12 protein-coding genes are annotated in these 20,482 nt (G+C 62.9%); 6 read left to right on the top strand and 6 right to left on the bottom strand.

All coding sequences use genetic code 11. The features are described from left to right. Positions 1 to 42 precede the first annotated feature (42 nt). Genes ACVENA_RS00240 through ACVENA_RS00230 form a run of 3 tightly spaced genes read right to left on the bottom strand, consistent with a single transcriptional unit; the run spans position 43 to position 4,725 of the window. The gene (locus tag ACVENA_RS00240) at positions 43 to 2,634 is read right to left on the bottom strand and encodes a beta-glucosidase H (RefSeq protein WP_449327164.1); all 2,592 of its coding nucleotides are present in this window, start codon (positions 2,632 to 2,634) and stop codon (positions 43 to 45) included. 56 nt (positions 2,635 to 2,690) lie between these two features. Continuing rightward, positions 2,691 to 3,926: an acyl-CoA dehydrogenase family protein gene (locus tag ACVENA_RS00235; RefSeq protein WP_039574934.1), complete on the bottom strand. Its 1,236-nt coding sequence runs from the start codon at positions 3,924 to 3,926 to the stop codon at positions 2,691 to 2,693. Positions 3,927 to 3,963: 37 nt separating this feature from the next. Further along, positions 3,964 to 4,725, bottom strand: coding sequence for an alpha/beta hydrolase (locus tag ACVENA_RS00230; protein WP_449327163.1), 762 nt, complete (start codon positions 4,723 to 4,725; stop codon positions 3,964 to 3,966). A 359-nt stretch (positions 4,726 to 5,084) separates the two neighbouring features. On the opposite strand from ACVENA_RS00230, the gene ACVENA_RS00225 reads away from it, so the two are divergent. After that, positions 5,085 to 5,729 carry a TetR/AcrR family transcriptional regulator gene (locus tag ACVENA_RS00225; protein ID WP_449327162.1) on the top strand — a complete coding sequence of 215 codons (645 nt, stop codon included), beginning with the start codon at positions 5,085 to 5,087 and terminating at the stop codon, positions 5,727 to 5,729. A gap of 7 nt (positions 5,730 to 5,736) precedes the next feature. Here the strand turns inward: ACVENA_RS00225 and ACVENA_RS00220 are convergent, their stop codons facing one another. After that, positions 5,737 to 6,684, bottom strand: a complete 948-nt coding sequence (locus ACVENA_RS00220) for a LysR family transcriptional regulator (protein WP_449327161.1) — start codon at positions 6,682 to 6,684, stop codon at positions 5,737 to 5,739. 200 nt (positions 6,685 to 6,884) lie between these two features. Here ACVENA_RS00220 and ACVENA_RS00215 point away from each other — a divergent pair, with 200 nt between their 5' ends. From ACVENA_RS00215 to ACVENA_RS00195, 5 genes are all read left to right on the top strand, one after another. After that, positions 6,885 to 8,186 (top strand): spinster family MFS transporter, encoded by a 1,302-nt coding sequence (locus tag ACVENA_RS00215; RefSeq protein WP_449327160.1) that lies wholly within the window; start codon positions 6,885 to 6,887, stop codon positions 8,184 to 8,186. Positions 8,187 to 8,197: 11 nt separating this feature from the next. Next, positions 8,198 to 9,280 (top strand): phosphotransferase family protein, encoded by a 1,083-nt coding sequence (locus ACVENA_RS00210; protein WP_449327159.1) that lies wholly within the window; start codon positions 8,198 to 8,200, stop codon positions 9,278 to 9,280. 1 nt (position 9,281) lies between these two features. Continuing rightward, positions 9,282 to 12,533: a DUF3182 family protein gene (locus ACVENA_RS00205; RefSeq protein ID WP_449327158.1), complete on the top strand. Its 3,252-nt coding sequence runs from the start codon at positions 9,282 to 9,284 to the stop codon at positions 12,531 to 12,533. 1 nt (position 12,534) lies between these two features. Next, positions 12,535 to 13,770 carry a CaiB/BaiF CoA transferase family protein gene (locus tag ACVENA_RS00200; RefSeq protein WP_449327157.1) on the top strand — a complete coding sequence of 412 codons (1,236 nt, stop codon included), beginning with the start codon at positions 12,535 to 12,537 and terminating at the stop codon, positions 13,768 to 13,770. 280 nt (positions 13,771 to 14,050) lie between these two features. Continuing rightward, positions 14,051 to 16,354, top strand: a complete 2,304-nt coding sequence (locus tag ACVENA_RS00195; RefSeq protein ID WP_449327156.1) for a TonB-dependent receptor — start codon at positions 14,051 to 14,053, stop codon at positions 16,352 to 16,354. Positions 16,355 to 16,717: 363 nt separating this feature from the next. Here the strand turns inward: ACVENA_RS00195 and ACVENA_RS00190 are convergent, their stop codons facing one another. Together ACVENA_RS00190 and traA are read right to left on the bottom strand one after the other, a co-directional pair. After that, a complete protein-coding gene (locus ACVENA_RS00190) occupies positions 16,718 to 17,422 on the bottom strand; it encodes a DUF6118 family protein (RefSeq protein WP_449327155.1) in 705 nt (234 codons plus the stop codon). Between the two features lie 9 nt (positions 17,423 to 17,431). Continuing rightward, positions 17,432 to 20,389 carry a Ti-type conjugative transfer relaxase TraA gene (traA, locus tag ACVENA_RS00185; protein WP_449327154.1) on the bottom strand — a complete coding sequence of 986 codons (2,958 nt, stop codon included), beginning with the start codon at positions 20,387 to 20,389 and terminating at the stop codon, positions 17,432 to 17,434. Between the last annotated feature and the right edge of the window lie 93 nt (positions 20,390 to 20,482).

The following is a 20,482-nucleotide window of genomic DNA, read 5'->3' as shown; positions in this document are numbered from 1 at the left end:
CGCGGGCCATACAGGGGGAAGAGTATCTGTGAGGAACAATGGTCAATCCCCGACTTGCGGCCGGACCTCGCCTGTCGGCGTGAGGCGTACGGCTTTGGTCAACCGGATAGCGTCCGACGCGCCGCCCACCAGCAACCGATAGGCGCCTGGGCGCGCCGTCCAACGCTGCGCCCCCACGTCCCAGGATGAAAAGACACGTGGATCGAGCGTCAATTCGACACTTCGCGTCTCGCCGGGAGCGAGATCGACTTTGGCGAAGGCCGCGAGTTGCTTGATCGGTTCGTCAGGCGTGCGGTCGGCGCGCGCGATGTAAAGCTGGACGACTTCCTTGCCGGCCATCTTGCCGCTGTTGTGCAGCGAAAGGCGGACCTTGACGGGCGCGCCGGGCTCGGGCGGCGCTGCCATCGCCATCTCCTCGTAGTCGAAGCTGGTATAAGACAGCCCATGGCCGAAGGCGAAGAGCGGTGTGATGCCCCGCGCTTCATAACCGCGATATCCGACCAGCAGGCCTTCGTCATAGTCGCTCTCTACCGTGTCTAATACCACGGTATCATCGGTGGTATGCATCGGGAAGCTGACCGGCAGCTTGCCCGATGGATTGGTCTTGCCGGTCAATACATCGGCCAGCGCTGCCGCCCCCTCTTGTCCGGGCAGCCACATATCGAGGATCGCCGGCACCTGTTCGGCCCAGGGCATCGCCATTGCGGCGCCTGCGTTGACGACGACCACTGTCGATGGATTGACGGCCGCGACCTGTGATACCAGCCTGTCCTGATCGCCGGGCAGGTCGATGGACAGACGGTCATAACCTTCGCCCTCCGTCAGCGTTCCCGATCCGACAATGACGATCGCGACATCGGCACGCTTCGCCGCCGCGATCGCCGCATCGAAATCGGGTCGTGGCAGGCGAACGTCGAACGACAGATATTCGTATCGCGTCTGGCCGTTGCGATAATCGAGACGGACGGGGTAGGTTTTGCCGCCTTCCAGTTCGACCTTTATCGTCCGGCGCTCAACCGGCGAGCCGATGACGTCGCGATTGTCGATCACGGACGGCGTTGTCCCGTCGAGGATGGTCCTGCCGTCGAAGTCCAGCATAGCGGCGCCAGTGCCGCGTACGCTGAACTCATAGGTTCCGCTGACGGGCGCGCGGAACACACCCGCCCAGCGCAACGCGGCATATCCGCTTGCTTGCGGCCCCGCGATATTTCCGCTGATCCGCTTGACAAAGCTGGTCGCGCGTTCGGTCCGAAGCGCCGAGCCGGCAAGGTCGGAATCGGCGAAATAGCTGGCCGTGAGTCCGATTTCGTCGCTGTCGGCCGCCGGGCTGAACAGCGCCGGGTCCGCTGTGGGCGGCGTTTCCTCGCTGTCGACGCCCTTCTCATGGATCACGTCGACGCCGGGCAGCGCAGCGCGGATCGCATCGAGTGGAGTCTGGAGCATCGCGAAGGGGTTCACCGCCGAACTACCACCTCCCTGAATACGCGCGACATCGGCGTTGGGCCCGATCACCGCCAGCGTCCTTATTCCCGGCCTGAGCGGCAGCACGCCACTGTTCTTGAGCAGCACGATCGCTTCGTCGGCCGCTGCGCGCGCGATCGCGCGGTGATGGTCGCCGCCGATCTCGCCGGGCGGCAAAGGGCCGTCGAGCAATCCGCTGCGTACGATCAGGCGCGCGATCCGGCGGGCATTGTCATCTATCTGCGCCTTGCTGACCTCACCGGACCGGACTGCGGCCTCCAGCTTGTCGCCGAAAAATCGGGGCGGCCCCGGCATTTCGAGGTCGAGCCCGGCATTGGCCGCCGCGGCGGTCGACCGCGTCGCGCCCCAGTCCGACACGACGAACCCCTGATAATGCCATTCTGTTTTGAGCAGGTCGGTGAGCAGCCAGCGATTTTCGCTGGCATGGGGGCCATTGAGCTTGTTGTATGAAGCCATCACCGACCACGGATCCACCTCCTTCACCACCATTTCGAACGCAGGCAGATAGATTTCGCGCAGCGCGCGCTCACTCACCCGCGAGTTGGTGACAAAGCGGTGGGTTTCCTGATTGTTGGCGGCGAAATGCTTGAGTGAGACACCGATACCGGCCTGCTGGGCGCCCTGAACGTAGCCGACCGCAAGCCGGCCGGCCAGCAGCGGATCTTCCGAATATGTTTCGAAGTTGCGCCCCCATCGCGGCGTGCGGACGATGTTGACGGTCGGAGCGAGCAGCACCGATGCACCATAGCCGCGCGCCTCTTCGGCGATCGCGCCGCCGACTGAGCGCAGGAGGTCGGGATTCCATGTCGCCGCCAGCGCCACGCCGACGGGAAAGACTGTCGCTGGATCGCCCTGGGGGGAGCGTGCGCCGGTCGGTCCGTCGGTCATCTTGATCTCCGGGATGCCGAGCCGGGAAACGGCGTTGAGCGTCATCGATCCGGCGCCCGCGAGCAGCGCTATCTTCTCGTCCAGCGTCAGCTGCGCCATCAGGTCATCGACGCGATCCTCGCGCGGCGCGGTCCTGTCACGATAGATCATGCGATCTCCATTGATATTGTCGGTTGGTGCAGAAGCGAGCGTGGGTGCGGAGATGTTCTGGGCGAGTGCCGGCGCCGGCAGGAGCACCAACGCCGTGAGTGACAGCCATTTCATGGTGTTCTTCTTTCCATCGGCGGAGACCGGGCCGAACGGCATGGCCGCCATGCCGTTCAGAGCATGTCCCCGCCGCATGCGCTCGCCGTCGTCCCCGTCTGCTGATAGGCCTTGATGACGTTGCGCCCGACCATCCAACGATGGACCTCGTCCGGACCGTCGACCAGCCGCTGTGAACGGATATCCGCATACCAGGCCGCCAGCGGCGTATCCTGACTATAGCCCAGCGCGCCGTGAAGCTGGATCGCGGTGTCCACGACCTTGTGGACCATGTGGGCGAGGTAGACCTTGGCTATGGAATTTTCCTGGCGCAGGTCCGCGCCCTTCTCCGCCTTGTAGGCGATGTGCAGCAGCATGAGGCGGGCGATGTAGAGTTGACTTGCACACTCGGCCATCATGAACTGCACGGCCTGGCGCTCATGAAGGGGTTTGCCGAAGGTTTCGCGGCTGGTGACGTGCGCGGCGGCAAGGTCCAGCGCGCGCTGCGCCATGGCGATGTTGCGCATGCCGTGTCGCAGGCGGCCATAGGCAAGCCGATGCTGCCCCATGGCAAAGCCGTTTCCTTCGCCGCCCAGCAGGTTCTCCGCGGGAACTACCAGATCTCTGATCTCTATCTCGGAGTGGCTGGCGCCCATGACGTGCGACATAGGGGTTGCGAGGGCCATGGTGGGGACATCGCGCTTGATGACATAGCCAGGATTCGGCAGTTCGACGATGAAGGTAGAGAATTGCCGGTGGCGCGGCGCGTCCGGGTCGGTGCGCGCCATTACGACGGCGATATCGGCAGCACTGGCAGCAGAGGTGAACCATTTCTCGCCGTTGAGGATATAGTTCGCGTTGCCATCCTTGACGGCGGTGGTTCGCATACCGGTGGCGTCGGCGCCCGCGGCCTTCTCCGTCATCGAATAGCAGACGCGCTTGTCGCCGTTCAGTAGCGGCTTGAGGAATTTCTCCTTCTGATAGTCGGTGCCATATTCCAGCAGCGTGAGGATGGTGGCGTCGTCAGGTCCCTGCGTGTTCAGGCTGAGTGTACCGAGATGGCTCTGGCTGAGTTCCATCTGCACCAGCGCGTTGGCGAGCGGCCCTAACCCCATGCCGCCATATTCCTTGGGCACGAAAGGCAGCCACAGACCCTGGGCGCGCGCTTTCGCGCGAAGCTCGGCTAAAACGGACTTGTAGGATTCTTCGTCGACAACGCGCTTTTCCGCCGGGATGCATTCGTCTTGCACCCATTGGCGCACTTCGTCGCGGATTTTCTGGGCTTCTTCGGGAATCTCGAAATCAATTGCCACTGTGGCATTCCTCTCTTTTATTATCTGGTGTTGCCGTTCAGCGCGACTTGCGGGCGCGCGGAGCCTGTCCGTTGCTTTTGCCGAAGCATCTGGCCATGAACCGGCGGATTTCGGCCCAAACCTCTTCATCCTCGGGGCTCAATCCCCCAAAACCCGCATGCGGCATGGCTTCCCAGACATGGAGTTCGGCATCGACGCCCGCATCGCGCAGCTTCCGGTGGATGCGAACGGAGTTCGACAGGAACAGGTCGCGCGTGCCCGACTGCACGAAGGTTGGCGGGAAAGCCGACGTGAAGCCGCCGAAGAGCGGGCTGATATAGGGATGATCGAGCGGTTGTCCCCCGGCATAGACGCGGTTGATCGGCATCAACTTGACCGGCAGGACATTGTCGATCCCGAAATTTGTGTGGAAGGTGTCGCCCGATTCCGTGAGATCGACCTCTGGCGAGCGCAGCACAAGCCCGGCTGGAGCGGGCAGCCCTTCGTCGATGGCGCGCAGGACCATCGACGCGGCGAGATTGCCCCCCGCCGAAATGCCGATGACAATGATATCCTGCGCGCGCCAGCTTTCCAGCAGGTGGGCATAGGCAGCAAGGCAATCATCGAGACCGGCGGGATAGGGATCGTGCGGCGGCATTCGATAGTCGACCGAAAAGGTCAGGTAGCCGCTTTGCGAGGCTGTCTTCAGAACATCATAGGCAACGAGATCGCCGCCCTGAAGCATCAGCGCACCGCCGTGGAGCGACAGGCAAACCTTGCCCGCGACGACATTCTGCTCCGGTTCGGCTACATAGCACAAGGAGCCTCCCAGCGAGGTAGTCCGGACTCGTTGCATCCGTTCGCGCAGGCGGGGGTTCATAAAGTTCCGGAACCGGTCGTTCATCGATTCAATATAGGGTATCCAACTCTCCGGATCGTCCGTCGACGGGAACGGAGGCCTGGCTGCGGGCGGCGTCGAGAGAAGCTGCTGCGCCATCTCGCTCAGATGGGGCGGAGGAGCGATGGGGCGCGAAGTACGCTCCTCCTCCTTGGATGGAACGGCTTTTTCATCGGACTTTGCAGTGGCCACGTGCTATCCTCTCAACGGGTCCAAGCTAATATACGAGTTCGTATATTTGCTTGGTAGGCCGATTCAGATTGGTATGTCAATTGCGGAGGATGATGATGGCAACGGCGTTTAAGCCGCCCATGCCGAGGGTGAAGATGCGCCGGGCCGACACGGCGGCGCGACTTTTGGAGGCGGCTTGCGATATTTTTGCGGAACGGGGCTTCGAGGCGGCGAGCCTCGATGCGATCTGTCAGCGCATCAATATGACGCGAGGAGCCTTTTATTCCAGCTATGCATCGAAGGAAGACCTGTTCATTGCCGTGTTCGACGAGGAGGCTCGGCGTCTAGCCAGCCGCTTGGCGCGCTTGTGGATCGGCGTTGCGGATCATCCCGACCCGCTGGGCGCTGCTGCCCACCGTTATGCTCTGACGGAAGCGAATGACGCGAAGTGGAGGCTTTTGCACGCCGAATTCCGCCTGCTGGCCGCGCGAAATGCGAATGTCGCCGAACGCTATGAGGCGATCGCCGAACGGCTGGCGGCCAACCTCGGCCAGCGGATCGCGGAACTGGTGGATGCCGTGGGCCTGCAGCTTGTCATGTCGCCGGCCGAGGCTGCCGACCTCTGGTCTGCGGTCGTGGAAGGAAGCGCCTGGCGGCATCCGCGCGTTCCCGACCAAGCGGCGGAAACATTGAGGAAAAATCTCTTTGCTCTTCTGGGTGTGCTGACCACGCAAAAGCGCGGTGCGCTGGCCTGATTCCGGATTACGGGATTTTATCTTGCAACATCAACAAGCTGATGGCCTGTCTAAGCCAGGAATTGGCGGGGTCGTCCTGCATCGACGCGTGCCAATATAGCGTTAGTGGCGGCATAGGGGAATCGAGCGGGAACGGGTGGAATTCGAGTTCATCTGCGGCCGTGATCGTTTCTGCTTCCAACCGTGAGAGCGTAAGCGCGATGTCGGAACGCAGGATGATTTCCAGCGCACTTTTGTGCGACTGGCATTGAACGACCACGGTCCGGCGCAATCCGCGTCGGCTTAGTTCGTGATCCTCCACGCCGGCGCCTCGATTTCCGGCGACGAGAACATGATTCAGCGCAAGATATTCCTCTAGGCTCAACTGCTTGCCGCTTAGCTGGCGATGCCCGCGACGAACCGCCACCACCAGTTCGTCTTGTGTCAGCATTCGGCGTCGTATCGCAGCACCAACTGGGACGGATGCCTCCAGGACAAGGTCGACGTGACCGCTGGCAAGGCCGCTTTCGATCTCGTCGGATCGCGTGCTGGCCGAGACAACGCTAACGCCCGGCGCCTCCCGGCCAAGCCAGTCGATCAAATCCGGCAGCACGATGATTTCCGTGCGCTCCGAAAGGCCAAGGCGAAATATCTGGTTCGCGTTGACCGGATCGAAGCGCCGCTGTTCGTGGAGACGCCCTTCCAGAAGCAGTAGGGCCCGTCGGACGTCGGAGATGATGTTTCGAGTGAAAGGGGTGGGTGTCATGCTGGCGCCCTGCCGACCGAAAAGGTCGTCGCCGAGCATTTCGCGGAGCCGCCTGAGGGCATGACTCATCGCAGGCTGTGTCAAGCCTAGCCGCTCTCCGGCCGCCGTCAGGCTTTGTTCGCGATAAATAGCGTCCATCACGACGAAGAGGTTCAGATCCTGTCGCCGAAGGCGCTTGAGACTTGGGGTCTTGTCGGGGAGGTCCACCATATCTCATTCGTATTACGAATTATGAAAAATTCAACGTATGAATTTTGATAATTGAATCGACAACCCTAGGCTGCACTAATTGTCGCCCCGGAATCGACGGGCGAGAGCATTGGGAGAGGTCATGTCAAAAAGGCCAAGAAAACTGCGCTTGTCGCATGGACCTCGTGGGCATGGCGTGATGCTTCAGGACGATGTCTGAGATGTCGGACATCGCGGATCAGCGCGAGCAAGCCAGTCCGGAGCAATTCGGCATCAGTCCAAAGATGACGGGATATGCGCTTGGTGTTCTCGCCTTGGTGAGCTTCTTCAATTATGCCGACCGGATGGTCCTGTCGGTGATCGCCGAGCCGCTCAAGCGCGAGCTTGGCCTCAGCGACGCGAATGTGGGGTTGCTGTCGGGGCTGATATTCGCCCTGGTTTATGCCGCCGCCGGCATTCCCATCGCGCGGCTAGCAGATCGGACCGTGCGCGTCAGAATCCTGGGATTGTGCGTTGCGATCTGGAGTGTGGCGACCGCAATGATGGGGTTCGCCGGCTCGTTCCTGTCTCTCGCGGTCGCCCGAATGGGCGTGGCGATCGGGGAAGCTGGCTGTATACCAATATCGCATTCTGTTATCGGTGACTATATGTCTCCGCGACGCCGGGCGCTGGGGATCAGCCTGTTCCAGGCCGGTGGTATCGCGGGCCTGAGCATCGGGTTGATCATTGCGGCCTATCTGACCGGGCAGTTCGGCTGGCGTATGACGCTTCTGGCTTTCGGGTTATGCGGCCTGCCGCTGGCACTGCTCATCCTCCTCACTCTACCCGAACCAGCGCCGCGGGAAGCCCGGTCCGAGGCAGGCGAGCCGTGGCATACGGCTTTCGTGGCTTTGATGAAGCGGGCGCCTTACCGTCATATTGTGGCGGCAAACACATTCGGAGCGTTCGCCAGCTACAGTCTGAAATTGTGGATGATTCCCTATTTCATACGCTCTCATCACCTCAGCGTGGCGGAGGCTGGGGCGTGGATGGGGGCCGCCTCGGCAGCAGGGGGAATTTTCGGCGTACTGCTGGGGGGCGGGCTCTCTGTTCGTCTTATACAGAAGGATGCGCGCTGGGAAATGCGGCTGCCGATGATCACGTCCATTGCATCTGCCCCGCTATATGGTCTTGTGCTCCTCAGTCCGGACGTGCCGACCGCCCTGTCGATGCAGGTGTTCGCATCGATGGCTGCTGGCGGCGCATCGGGCGTCGCGCTGTCTTCGATCCAGTCGTTTTGTGAACCGCATCGACGGGCCATGGGGATTGCGATTATGGTGTTTGCGATCGCCATATTCGGCAACGGGCTGGGTCCCTTCATCTCGGGTGCTATCAGCGACATCATCACACCGCGCTTTGGAGAGGACGCATTGCGCTGGGCGCTGCTCGTCCCTTGCGCCGCGTTTCTAGCAGCCGCCGTGATGTTCTTCTTGGCGGCTCGCTCCGTTTCCGGTCCCGGATCATCGATTCCCAGCGATACATGAAAGAGCAGGCCATGTCCGAAATCCCGGGCTTTTCCGCCGCGCAGGCGCGCGAGCGGGCCAATACCGGCACCAAGGAGCCCGAAGAGGCCCATCGCTTCGATCCTGCCGCGCTCGCCGCGTGGATGACGGCCCATGTCGAAGGCTATGATGGCCCGCTTGCGGTCCGTCAATTCAGGGGCGGGCAATCCAATCCTACGTACCAACTCCGCACTCCCACGGCGAGCTATGTCCTGCGGCGCAAGCCTCCGGGCAGGCTTCTGCCTTCCGCTCACGCGGTCGACCGTGAATTCAGAGTGATTTCTGCGCTCTACCCAACCGGCTTTCCCGTGGCGCGTCCCTTTGCCCTTTGCACGGACGATGATGTCATCGGAACATGGTTTTATATCATGGAGATGGTGGAGGGACGGATCTTCTGGGACCAGAGCTTGCCGCAATTCGCACCCGTCGAACGCAACGCTATTTTCAAGGCGCAGATCGGGACGCTCGCTTCGTTGCACAATCTCGATCATGCGGCGATCGGCCTTTCCCGCTATGGTCGGCCCGGCAACTATATGGCGCGACAGGTCGATCGCTGGGCGCGGCAGTACAAAGCTTCCGAAACCCGTCATATCGATGAGATGGAGCGCCTGGCCGCTTGGCTGCCGACGACGGTGCCGCCGCAGGACCGCCTGTCAGTGGTGCATGGCGACTATCGCATGGACAATATGATCTTCCATCCGACGGAGCCGCATGTTGCCGCGGTTCTGGACTGGGAGCTCGGAACGCTGGGCGATCCCCTTGCGGATTTTACCTATGTGCTGACCAACTGGATCAATGGACCGGTTTCACAGATCACCGATCTCGCGGCGCACGGTATTCCGGCGATGGAGGAAGCGATCGAGCAATATTGCGGCCTCACCGGACGGTCGGGGATCGAAAATCTCGACTGGTTCTTCGCCTATAATTTCTTCCGGCTGGCGGGCATCACGCAGGGCATATTGGGGCGCGTGCGTGACGGGACCGCGAACCATCCCGACGCGGCCAATGCGGAACCGCGCGTCGCGGCGCTAGCGAAGCTGGCCTGGAGCTATGCTGTGAAGGCCGGAGCGGAATGACGTGAGCGGGAAGATCGAGAAACTGCTGATCGCCAATCGCGGAGAAATCGCGATCCGCATCGCACGCGCAGCAAGGGAGCTCGGCATCGCGACAGTCGCGGTCCATTCGTCCGACGATGCGCGGGCGCTTCACCTTCGTTTGGCCGACGAAGTGGTGGAGCTTCCGGGCAACGGGCCCGCCGCTTACCTTGATATTGCGGAAGTGGTGAAAGCGGCCGTCGTGCACCGATGCGATGCGATGCATCCCGGTTATGGGCTTCTCAGCGAAAATGCCGACTTCGCCCGTGCGTGTGCTGATGCAGGAATCCGGTTCATTGGCCCGTCGCCCCAAGCTCTGGAACGGTTCAGCGACAAGCTGCACGCCAAGAAGCTGGCCGAAAGCGCGGGGGTGCCCACGCTCGAGGGCATCGATCATGCCGATCTCTCGGCGGCGCTAGCGTTGCTTGCCACGGGGCCGGTGATGGTGAAGGCCGTCGCGGGCGGAGGCGGGCGCGGTATCCGGCTGGTCCGCGACGCTGCCGAGCTTGAGGCCGCGATGGCAGCCTGCGCGGCGGAGGCGGAGGCCGCGTTCGGATCGGGAGCGGTGATCGTCGAACGCTTCGTCGAGCGGGCCCGCCATATCGAGGTGCAGGTGGTCGCCGATGCCGACGGCAAGGTCACTACGATCGGCACGCGCGACTGCACGCTCCAGCGCCGCAACCAGAAACTGGTGGAGATCGCGCCGGCCCCCGCGCTCGCCTCCGATCTGGAAGCGCGCATCGTTGCTGCCGCACACCGTCTGATCGCCGCCGCGCCTTATAGCGGACTGGCGACAGTGGAATTCCTGGTCGATTGCGACGCCGCGCCGGGGGACCGGCATGCTTTCGCTTTCATCGAGGTCAATCCGCGTATCCAGGTCGAGCATACCGTCACCGAAGAGGTCTTTGGCGTCGATCTGGTCAAGGCGAGCCTTCACATCGCGGGCGGCGCCCGGCTCGTCAACCTTGGGCTGGATCAAGGCCCTGCGCCGCGCGGATGCGCGATCCAGTTGCGTATCAATGCCGAAAGCATCGACGCTGAGGGCAACATCCGTCCCGCCAGCGGCGCGATCACTGCCTATGAGGTGCCGGGCGGACCGGGCGTGCGCGTCGATGGCGCGGGCTATACGGGCTACATGGTCAATCCGCGGTTCGACTCGCTGGTAGCCAAATTGATCGTCCATGGTGAGGATTTTGCCGCCGCGATTCGCCGGGCGCGCCACGCGCTCGCCGATTTTCGGATCGACGGGGCAGAGAATAATCTGGCGCTGTTGGCGGCGTTGCTCGACCGCCCCGAATTCGCCGCTTCGACGATCGATACGCGCTGGTTCGAACGGGCGCTGCCGGACCTGCTGGCCGCTGAGGTCCGTGTCGAGCGGGATTTCGGCCTGGCCATGCGGGCGCCCTCTGCCGCTCATCCTGTCACCCCGCCTGGCACCGTCGCGGTTCCGGCGCCGCTGACGGGGCTGCTGGTTTCTTTTGACGCAGGTCCCGGCGACGCCGTACGCGCGGGACAGCCGCTCGCGGTGATGGAAGCGCTCAAGATGCAGCATGTCATCACGGCGGAGTTTTCCGGGCTGGTTCGCGCGATCGTCGCGACGCCGGGAGAGGTGTTCGGTGAAGGGGCGCCGCTGTTGTTCCTCGAGCCCGCCGAGATCGGCGAAAGTGAGACGTCTGAATCGACGGCGATCGATCTCGATGCGCGCCGACCTGATCTCGTCGAGTTGGATGCGCGCATCGCGCTAACGCTCGACGAGCATCGCCCGGACGCGGTCGCCAAGCGACGCCGGTCCGGCCAGCGGACGGTGCGTGAGAATCTTTCCGACCTGTTCGATCCTGGCAGCTTCATCGAATATGGCGGCCTTGCCATAGCCAGCGGGCGGCGCGGCACTGTTGAAGATCTGATGCGGACGACGCCGGGCGATGGCCTCGTCACCGGTATTGGCACCGTCAATGCCGCCGAATTCGGCGAGGAAAAGGCGAAATGCGCAGCGCTCGCTTATGATTTCACGGTAATTGCGGGCACGCAGGGCCGGATCAATCATGCGAAGACCGACCGGCTGCTCGCCGTCGTGCGTGACCTCGAGCTTCCGCTGGTCTTCTATACCGAGGGCGGCGGAGGTCGCCCCAGCGACGGCAGCGAGGGGCGCCGGTCGACCGGCCTAGCCGGACCGAGCTTTCACGATCTCGCTGCTCTTTCTGGGCTTATCCCCCGCATCGGGATCGCTTCGGGGCGCTGTTTCGCGGGCAATGCGGTCATGCTCGGCTGCTGCGACATCATCATCGCCACGGAGGATTCGAACATAGGGCTCGGCGGCCCGGCAATGATCGAGGGCGGAGGACTTGGCACCTTCGCTCCCGAGGAGATCGGGGCGATCGAAGTGATGCGGGCGAACGGCGTGGTAGACGTAAGTGTGGTCAACGAAGCCGCCGCGACCGCCTCCGCCAAGCAACTCTTAGGCTATTTCCAGGGTCGAACCGGCCAGGCCGACTATGCCGACCAGCGCTTGCTCCGCCAGGTCGTCCCTGAAAACCGGCTGCGCATATTCGATATCGGCAAGGCGATCGAAGTGATCGCCGATCATGAGAGCTGGACCGAGCTGCGCGCCGGGTTCGGCCCGGGGATGATAACTGGGCTGCTGCGGGTCGACGGGCGCCCGCTGGGGCTGATCGCCAATGACTGCCGTCGCCTATCAGGCGCGATGGACGCTGACGGATGCAGCAAGGCAACGGATTTCCTTGAGCTTTGCGACAGGTTCGGAATTCCGATCCTGTCGCTGTGCGATACACCCGGCTTCATGGTCGGGCCGGAGGCGGAGAAAACCGGCACGGTGCGCAAAGGCGCGCATATGTTTACCGTCGCTGCTTCGCTGCGCGTACCAATGTTCACGATCGTGATCCGGAAGGGTTATGGCCTCGGCGCTATGGCGATGGCGGGCGGATCGCTCCACGCCGGCGCCTTCACGATCGCATGGCCGACCGGCGAGTTGGGCGGCATGGGGCTGGAGGGCGCGGTCCGCCTCGGCCATCGCCGCGAGCTGGAGGCGATCGCCGATCCGGTGGCGCGCGAAGCTCGTTTCCAGGAGTTCGTTGCCGCGCTTTATTCGAGTGGGAAAGCCGTGGCGGCGGCACAATTCATCGATATCGACGCGGTGATCGATCCCGCCGACACGCGCGCGTGGCTCAAACGAGGCCTTGCCGCCGCTGCCGGTCGAAAAGGCCGGGGAGCGATCTGACATGAACCACACGCTTCCTCTCGAAGCGCTTCCGCTCGTGCCGTCCGGGGGCGGATTCGACTTGTTGACGGGCGTGCGCGTGCTCGACCTGACCAGCTCGGTCGCAGGTCCTTATGCGGCGATGCTGCTCGGCGACATGGGCGCCGAGGTGGTCAAGGTCGAACGGCCCGGCGGCGACGATGCGCGTGCGTGGGGGCCACCCTTCCTGCACGGGGAATCGCTCTGGTTCCTCAGCGTCAACCGCAACAAGCAAAGCGTACGCCTCGACTATGCAAAGCCCGAGGGCCGTGCGATCCTGGAGGATCTGGTACGCGCGGCCGATGTGATGATCGTCAATGCACCGGGGCGCGTCGCGGCGAAGCTGGGTATCGACCATGGTGCGATGCGTGCGCTTAACCCGCGCCTCGTCTATGCCTCGATCACCGGCTTTGGCGTAGACGGCGACCGGGCCGACCGGCCATGCTATGACCTAATCGCCGAGGGCTATTCGGGGATCATGGACATCACGGGCGAAGCGGGCGGCGAACCACAGAAAATTGGTGCGCCCGCAGCAGACATGCTTGCTGGGCAGGATGCTGCCTTTGGTGCGCTCGCCGCGCTGTTCCGCCGTAAGGCGACAGGGGAAGGCGCCCTCGTTGATATCGCACTCGTCGATTCGATGACGCGCTTCCTCGCCTGCCGCATCACGCCTTATCTGGGATCGGGCGAAGTGCCGCAGCGCACGGGCGCGAAGGACAGCGTGATTGCCATCTATCAGGCGTTCGAGACTGCCGACGAGCCGATCACCCTGGGCCTTGGAAACGACGCGATCTGGGCGCGCTTTTGGGAGGTTCTGGGCGATCCGTCGATGGTCAGCGATTCGCGCTATGCGACCAATGCGCTGCGCCGCGAGCAGCGCACCGCGATCGTCGAGCGCATCCAGGCGATCCTGCTCACGCGGCCGCGCGCGGACTGGCTTGCTGAATTCACGCGCGCGCGCGTGCCATCGGGACCAATCAACCGTATCGATGAAGTGGTGACCGACACGGAGATGCTGCGGCGCGGGATCTTTTACCGCACGCCCGCACGCGGCGGCGATGTGCCGCAGGTCGGCACGGCGATCCGCATAGACGGCGCGGCGGGGGAGCCGCGCCTGCCGCCCCCGGCGCTCGGCGAACATACCGATCGGGTGCTGCGTGACCTGCTCGGCCGCCCGGAACATGAGATTGAAGCGCTGCGCACACAAGGCGTCATCTAATGCCTGCCTGATACAGATGCATATCAGTACAATAGGGCGAGCCGACACGGGATGAATCTGCGGTTTGAGAAATCGTCAGTTTCCGAGGCAAAAATTTGATTCTAAAGTATTTTAATATTTTGGAAGCGGATGGATGTGGCCGCAATGGCGCACTCCGAGCCCGCATGTCATTCTTACGATGAATTATAAAAAATTCATTATATGAATTTTTATAATTTCATATGCTTTGTTACAAGACTCCCGAAGACATCCGGAATCGGAGAAACCTTGGGGAGGATTTATGTCCAGCAAGTTCAGGAAGCAGCAGTTGTTGGTGACTGCGGCGGCGGTTTTCAGCGCGGTCACGCCTGCTTTTGCTCAGGAAGCTCCGGAAGCCAGTGGGGGCGAGAGTCAGGAGATCATCGTCACCGCGCAGAAGCGGACCGAGCGATTGCAGGATGTGCCGCTGGCCGTCAGCGCCGTATCCGGCGATCAGTTGGAGACGCTTGGCATCAATAATCCGATGGAGCTTCGCTATGTGGCGCCGAGCCTGAACTTCCAGAATTCCGTCAACACCCGCGGCGAAGGTTTCGCCGTTCGCGGCGTCGGCACGGCCGTCTTTTCCGACACCGTCGAGCAGAGCGTCGGCGTCGTCATCGACGGCGTGCCCTTAGCACGGCCCGGGCAGGCCGTGGCCGACCTGATCGACATCGAGCGGGTCGAAGTATTGCGCGGGCCGCAAGGTATGTTGTTCGGGAAAAACGCCTCCGCCGGCGTCATCTCGATCACCACGAAAAAGCCGGAATATGCCAACAGCCTGCAGGGCCGTATTTCATACGCTACAAAAGACGAGGTGAAAGCGAACCTGATCGCCAACCTGAAACTGTCCGATACGGCGGCATTTCGTATCGCCTATGCACAGACGACGCGGGACGGCATCATCAGGAACATCGAACGCAACGAGCTGCTCAACGGCCGCGATTCCAGAGGCGTTCGCGCAAGGCTGTTATGGGAACCGGCGTCCAATCTCACCGTCAACCTGCTCGCCGACTGGGGCAAGAGCAAGCAGCTCTGCTGCGCCTGGACCGCACGCACCGCGCCTGTCACATCGCTATTCGGTCAATTGAATGCCGCCGAGGGCATCACGCCGGGGCCGAAGAATCTGGAAATCGCGGCGAACGCACCATATTATCAGAATAGCGAGAACTGGGGCGCGTCGCTTCAGGTCGACCTCGATGCCGGCTGGGCGACCCTTACGTCGATTTCCGCCTATCGATTCTGGAAGACGGCCGACAATAACGATGCCGATATTCTTCCGATCAATTTTCTGGAGATTAACAGCGGCGCCAGCTGGCTGGACCAATATTCACAGGAATTCCGTGTCACATCGCCTTCCGGCGGGCCGTTTGAATGGGTCGGTGGACTGTTCCTGAACTATACCAAGAATCGTGGCCTCGTGGAGGCGGCGGGCAATCGCGGGCAGACCCAGCCCGGTACCCTGTACTACGGCAGCGCACTCGACAGCGTGACGAAGAACAACAGTGCGGCGGTGTTCGGACAACTGTCATACGAGCCCATCGAGAGACTGAAATTGATTGTCGGTGGTCGCTACACGGCGGAAAAGGTCGACTTTGTCGGCAATATGTACACGATGCCATCATCTACCTTGGGGACTCCAGGGCGATTCATCGGGCCGGTGCAAGGGCGCTCGTCGGTCGAGAATTTCTCCGGCCGGGCAACGCTCCAATATTCCTTCGACAAGGACATCATGGTCTATGCGTCGGTTGCGCGTGGGTACAAGGGACCGGGCGTCGACACGCAGGGGGTTATATCATCCAACCTCACGATAATCCGACCGGAAATCCCGACGAGCTATGAGATCGGGCTGCGGTCGCAGTTCCTGAACCGCGCCGTCACCCTGAACATCACCGGCTTCGCTACCGACTTCAAGGATTTTCAGGCTTCGGTCTTCGATGTCAGGGAGATGCCCGCGCGATTCATTCTTTCAAATGCGGGTAAGCTGCGCACACGCGGCGTGGAAGCAGATTTGCAGGTCCGCCCCCTGCCCAGCCTGTCCTTCAACGGTTCGCTGACCTATGCCGACAGCACCTATGCCGATTTCAAGAACATCTCCTGCTACTCGGGCCAGACGGTGCTGCCGCTCGGGACGCCGCGAACCTCTCCTCGCGAGTGCATCCTGATCACGCCGACGCAGTCGGTTACCTACGGCGACGGCAATCCGCTCTCCAACTCGCCGAAGTTAACCTACAGCGTCACCGCAAGCTATCAGCGCAGGGTGAGCGACTATCGCATTGACACATCTCTGAACTGGTTCTGGCGCGACAAAGTAAGCTTTGACGCAGCCGGCAATCCGCTGATGACGCAGGGCGCCTACGGCCTGCTGAACGCCAATATTGGCTTCGGGCCCGACGACGACAAGTGGCGGCTGTCCTTCTTTGCCCGCAACATCCTGGACCAGCACTTCGTCAACCGGGTCACCGGCCAGGGCGTGTATGGCGGCGCGGGAATCTCGGTCCAATGGCCCAGCCCGGACGCTGAGAGGCTCTTGGGCGTCGCCCTGGACGTCAAATTCGGCGGCCGCTAGTGGGATCTAGTGGGATAGAGCCAAAAAGTATGCGCGTTCATCCCCTGGGCGCGACATACGATAGAGCTCGTTGCGCAACGCCTACAGCTTTGCAGGTGGCCGAACATAGTCTCGGTTTGGTGACGGCACCTGTAGTGGGGCTTGTCATTTTGAAGTCCTCGTTGCGAGATCTTGGGCCCGCGATGCCAGGGATATTAGAACGCCAATGCGGTGTAGGTCATGCGCTTCCCATCTTTGATCAAAGTCCCTCCGCGGATACACGGATCCCAACCGGCAAAGTTCCGTCAGCGAGAACGGTGCATGGTGTCGCTTCTGATTGACAACGGACGATTGCTGACGGTCGGCTTGACCGACGCGGCGCGCTCAAGGTCGCCGCGCCCTCACCCTGATCGTGCACCGCACCGGCTGCCTGACCTTTACTGCCCTCAGGAGGCAAACATCAATGGCTTCGCTGTTTTCAAGGCGCATCTCGGCGGTTTCGGCGATAGCCGCCCAAGCCTCCGGGCTATCGGCCTGCATGATCCGGGTTCCGGCCTCCCACAGGGTTGGCGCGCGAACGGTGCGCGCCGCGATACGCTCGGGGAGATGCCAGCTTGTCGGCAGGATACGCGCGACAAAACCAGGGAGCACCGACCACAGGAGACACCCGGCTAACAAGCCGCCGCCGACATACCACCAGCGGAGTCGCTTTTGCTCGTAGATGGAGTTGGCCGTGCCGATGATCGCCCGCAGGTCGCGGATGGCCTCGCCACGCTCCCGCTTCGCAGCCACAATCAGGACCTCGTCGTCGCGTCGCGCTCGCGCCGCCGCCGCCGTCATCCGCGCCTCGAAGTCTTCGGGGGTCATCCGCATGGCGGGTTGGCGCTCGATGGCGATAAGCCGGTTCGCTATCTCGCCCAGCGTCTTGCTGTAGTCCGGAATGTCGATTTCGGATTTCTCGGTGGCGAGGTGCTCGACCGCGCGGCGCATCATCGCCATTTCCCCTTCGAGGCGGGTGAACGCCTCTGTCGCCGGATCGGGGCCGGGATCGTCATAGGGCAGTCGGGGTATCGCGTTGTCGTCGTTCATATCGTCCTCCTATCGGCTCATGCCAAGATTCTTGCCCAGATCGGCGGGGATCGACACCGCGAGGTCGCGCCCAACGTCGCGTGCCATATTGGTTCTGATGCCAAGGTCCTGCCGCCGCCCGCGCAACAGCGATTCGACCTGCGCGTCGCGTTCGAGGTTTTTCGCCATGACTGCCATTTGCTGGCCGACGCGCTTCGCGCCCCGGACATCGCCGTCGCGGCGTAGATCGTCATGGGCCTGCCGGAGCTGCTTCCAGCCTTCGACAAAGCGGTCGGCACGCTGGAAGGGGTCGGCGCGAAGTTCCGCCTCGTTGTTCATCGCGCGCACCGCGGCCTGACCTCGACCCTGTGCGGCCTCGTGGACGAGCTCTGGCTGGCGCTGGAGGGCATGGCCGAGGTCGGTGGTGGCATGAGGCCGAATCGCGTCCAGCGCCTCTCCTGCCCGGCTCAGGGCGTCAAGCTGGTGGGGCAACACCGGCAAGCCCCTGTCGCGCATCCGGGCGATGTCATCGACAGCGCGCGCATAGCGTTCGACCGCGCGACGCTGGCCGCTGACATGGAAAGGCTCCGCCTTCGCCTGCTCGCTCGTCCGTTCGGGCGGACGGAAGCCCGCGAACATGCCCGGCTCGCGCTGCGGACCGGGCCGCGAGAGGCGCAAGCCGTCGAAGATCCCGCGCGCCTTCTCTTTCCCGGTGCGAACAATCTCCGCGACCCGTTCGCGGATGCTGATCCCGCGCCGTTCAGCGAAGTCGCGCGCCGGATCGGCCGTGGCATAGTCGCTCGCCATATCCTTGGCGCGTTCGCGCGACAGGGTGCGGACAAGGCGCGCATCGTCCCTGAAGTCGTCGCGGCCATAATGAAGCGCCATGCCTTCGCGGTGACGCGACAGGCCGACGTAGGCGCCATGGCTGTCCATGCCGGGAGTGGCGAGCACATGGCTGCGGTCCACGGTCATGCCCTGCGCCTTGTGGATCGTCGCCGCATAGCCATGATCGACATGGGCATAATCTTTGCTGTCGAACGCGACGCTGCGTCCGTCATCGGTGCGGACGGTCATGCTTTGCTGGCTGACCCGCTCGACGGTCCCGAGCGTCCCGTTCTTGACCTCAAGGCTGCGCTCATTCCGCAGGAACATGATGCGGTCGCCCGATGCGAAGTCCCGGTCGCCGCGTTCGGTTTTCACGCGGACATCGTCGCCAAGCTGGCCTGCGTCCCGCATCCGGTCGCGGGCGGCCTCGTTGAGGTCACGCACCTCGGCGTTGGTGTGCGTGAGAATGATGCGACTCTGATCGGGTGCTGCGATGCGCTCGCGGTCCCACCGTTCGACAAGCTCTCCGCGTGCCTGTTCGCGCGTGTCGGCCGCATGGACCATGCCGCGCTCGCCATAGGCATGGATCGCCTCGCCGGTTCGGCCCGTGGCCAGATGCCGGGTCGCGTCCTGCTGCCAGCCTTCATGCTGGCGGCGCACCTCGGTAATCTCGACGCCGCCATGCCTCTCATGGATCGCGCGGAACGCCGCGCCCGCCTCGATCGCCTGCAACTGCTGCGGATCGCCGACCAGCACAACCTTCGCGCCGGCATCGGCGGCATGGGACAGCACCCGTTCCATCTGGCGCGTGCCGACCATGCCCGCCTCGTCGATTACAAGCACATCGCGCGAGGTCAGCAGGTCGCGGCCCTGCGACCAGCCATATTCCATGCTGGCGATGGTCCGCGACGCGATGCCAGAACCATTCTCCAACCCTTCCGCCGCGATGCCTGACAGTGCCGCGCCGCGCACGTTCAGCCGCGCGTCCTCCCATGCTTCGCGCGCGACGCCCAGCATCGCGCTTTTGCCGGTGCCTGCGTAGCCGACGACGACGCTCAACCCCTGCCGGTCGGTCACATGCTCGAACGCTGCGCGCTGCTCCCCGGACAGGACAAGCTCGCGCTCCGCCGCGCGCGCCAGCGCGCCCTCCCGGTCCGCCTCGCTGACGGTGTGCTGCTCGCGCTCGGCCATTATCGAAGCGGCGCGCTGCAACCGCTGCTCGGTCTCGATCATGTCGCGGCTGGTGAACCGATCTTCGCCGCGCCCGTCCTTGCCCAGTTCGATGAGGTCAGGCGATGCACGTACTGCCGACATGGCGGCATCAAATTGTTCCTTGCCGTCGGTGTGGCGATGCACGAACATCGCCATGTCGCGGTTCGTAAATGTGGCTTGGCTGTGCGTGATCGCATCCAGCGCGATACGCGGCTCGGCAATGATGCGCTCGCCATTGGCTCTCGCGACGGCGCGGTGATCCTCGACGCGTTCGGATTCCAGACCGCGTGTCGCCATGCGCGAAGCGGCGGGACCGATCTTGCCCTGTGGCTCCAGGTCGATGCCCTGCGCTTCCAAACTGCGATGATCTATGCGAGCGTCTATGTCCAGTTCGGCAAGGCGCGTGTTGACGTGATCGGCCCAACGTTCGCGCCATTGCTCGACTTGGCTTGTGCGGTTCCAGTCGCGGACCTTCTGCCCGAAGCCTTCTTCGCTCCCCTCGCGCCCAATTTCCCTCATTGTCAGCATGACATGGGCATGAGGTTTCGCTATGCCGTCCGCGCCGATATCCCAATGGACATTGAGGTCGGCGATCATGCCGCGTTCGACAAACTCGGCTTGCACAAAGTCGCGGGCAAGCTCGATGCCATCGCCCTTCGTCATTTCGCGCGGAATGGAAAATTCCACCTCGCGGGCGAGCTGTGCGTCTTTGCGCTTCTCAAACGCCTCGACGTCATTCCAGAGGCGTTCGCGGTCGCGCCATTGTTCAGGCGCACCTTCGGGCAGCATGATCTCGCTATGCTCGACGCCTGACTTGGCGCGGAAATCATGGTCGCGGTCCAGCCGCTCATCGTGCAACCGCTCGCCAGCCCGATAGGCGGCGGCTGCGACGGCGCTGCGCCCTTGCGCGCGGCCGATGACCTGAACGGAGAAATGGTAGATCGCCATAGCGACATACCATCTACTGCCTCAAGCGCACGTCGGCACGACGTATAAGCGCGCCCTCCTCGAATAAATTCTCGGCAGGGACTAGGCGGTGTC

The sequence above is a fragment of the Sphingopyxis sp. 550A genome, from assembly GCF_053569535.1.
The sequence above is the reverse complement of the archived record's forward strand: the minus strand, read 5'-3'. Positions and strand labels throughout refer to the sequence as shown.

Excerpts from the sequence above, each read along its gene's own strand:
- ACVENA_RS00240 (WP_449327164.1), bottom strand. The coding sequence starts at position 2,634 with ATGAAATGGCTGTCACTCACGGCGTTGGTGCTCCTGCCGGCGCCGGCA.
- ACVENA_RS00225 (WP_449327162.1), top strand. The coding sequence starts at position 5,085 with ATGATGATGGCAACGGCGTTTAAGCCGCCCATGCCGAGGGTGAAGATG.
- ACVENA_RS00220 (WP_449327161.1), bottom strand. The coding sequence starts at position 6,684 with ATGGTGGACCTCCCCGACAAGACCCCAAGTCTCAAGCGCCTTCGGCGA.
- ACVENA_RS00215 (WP_449327160.1), top strand. The coding sequence starts at position 6,885 with ATGTCGGACATCGCGGATCAGCGCGAGCAAGCCAGTCCGGAGCAATTC.
- ACVENA_RS00210 (WP_449327159.1), top strand. The coding sequence starts at position 8,198 with ATGTCCGAAATCCCGGGCTTTTCCGCCGCGCAGGCGCGCGAGCGGGCC.
- ACVENA_RS00200 (WP_449327157.1), top strand. The coding sequence starts at position 12,535 with ATGAACCACACGCTTCCTCTCGAAGCGCTTCCGCTCGTGCCGTCCGGG.
- ACVENA_RS00195 (WP_449327156.1), top strand. The coding sequence starts at position 14,051 with ATGTCCAGCAAGTTCAGGAAGCAGCAGTTGTTGGTGACTGCGGCGGCG.
- ACVENA_RS00190 (WP_449327155.1), bottom strand. The coding sequence starts at position 17,422 with ATGAACGACGACAACGCGATACCCCGACTGCCCTATGACGATCCCGGC.
- traA (WP_449327154.1), bottom strand. The coding sequence starts at position 20,389 with ATGGCGATCTACCATTTCTCCGTTCAGGTCATCGGCCGCGCGCAAGGG.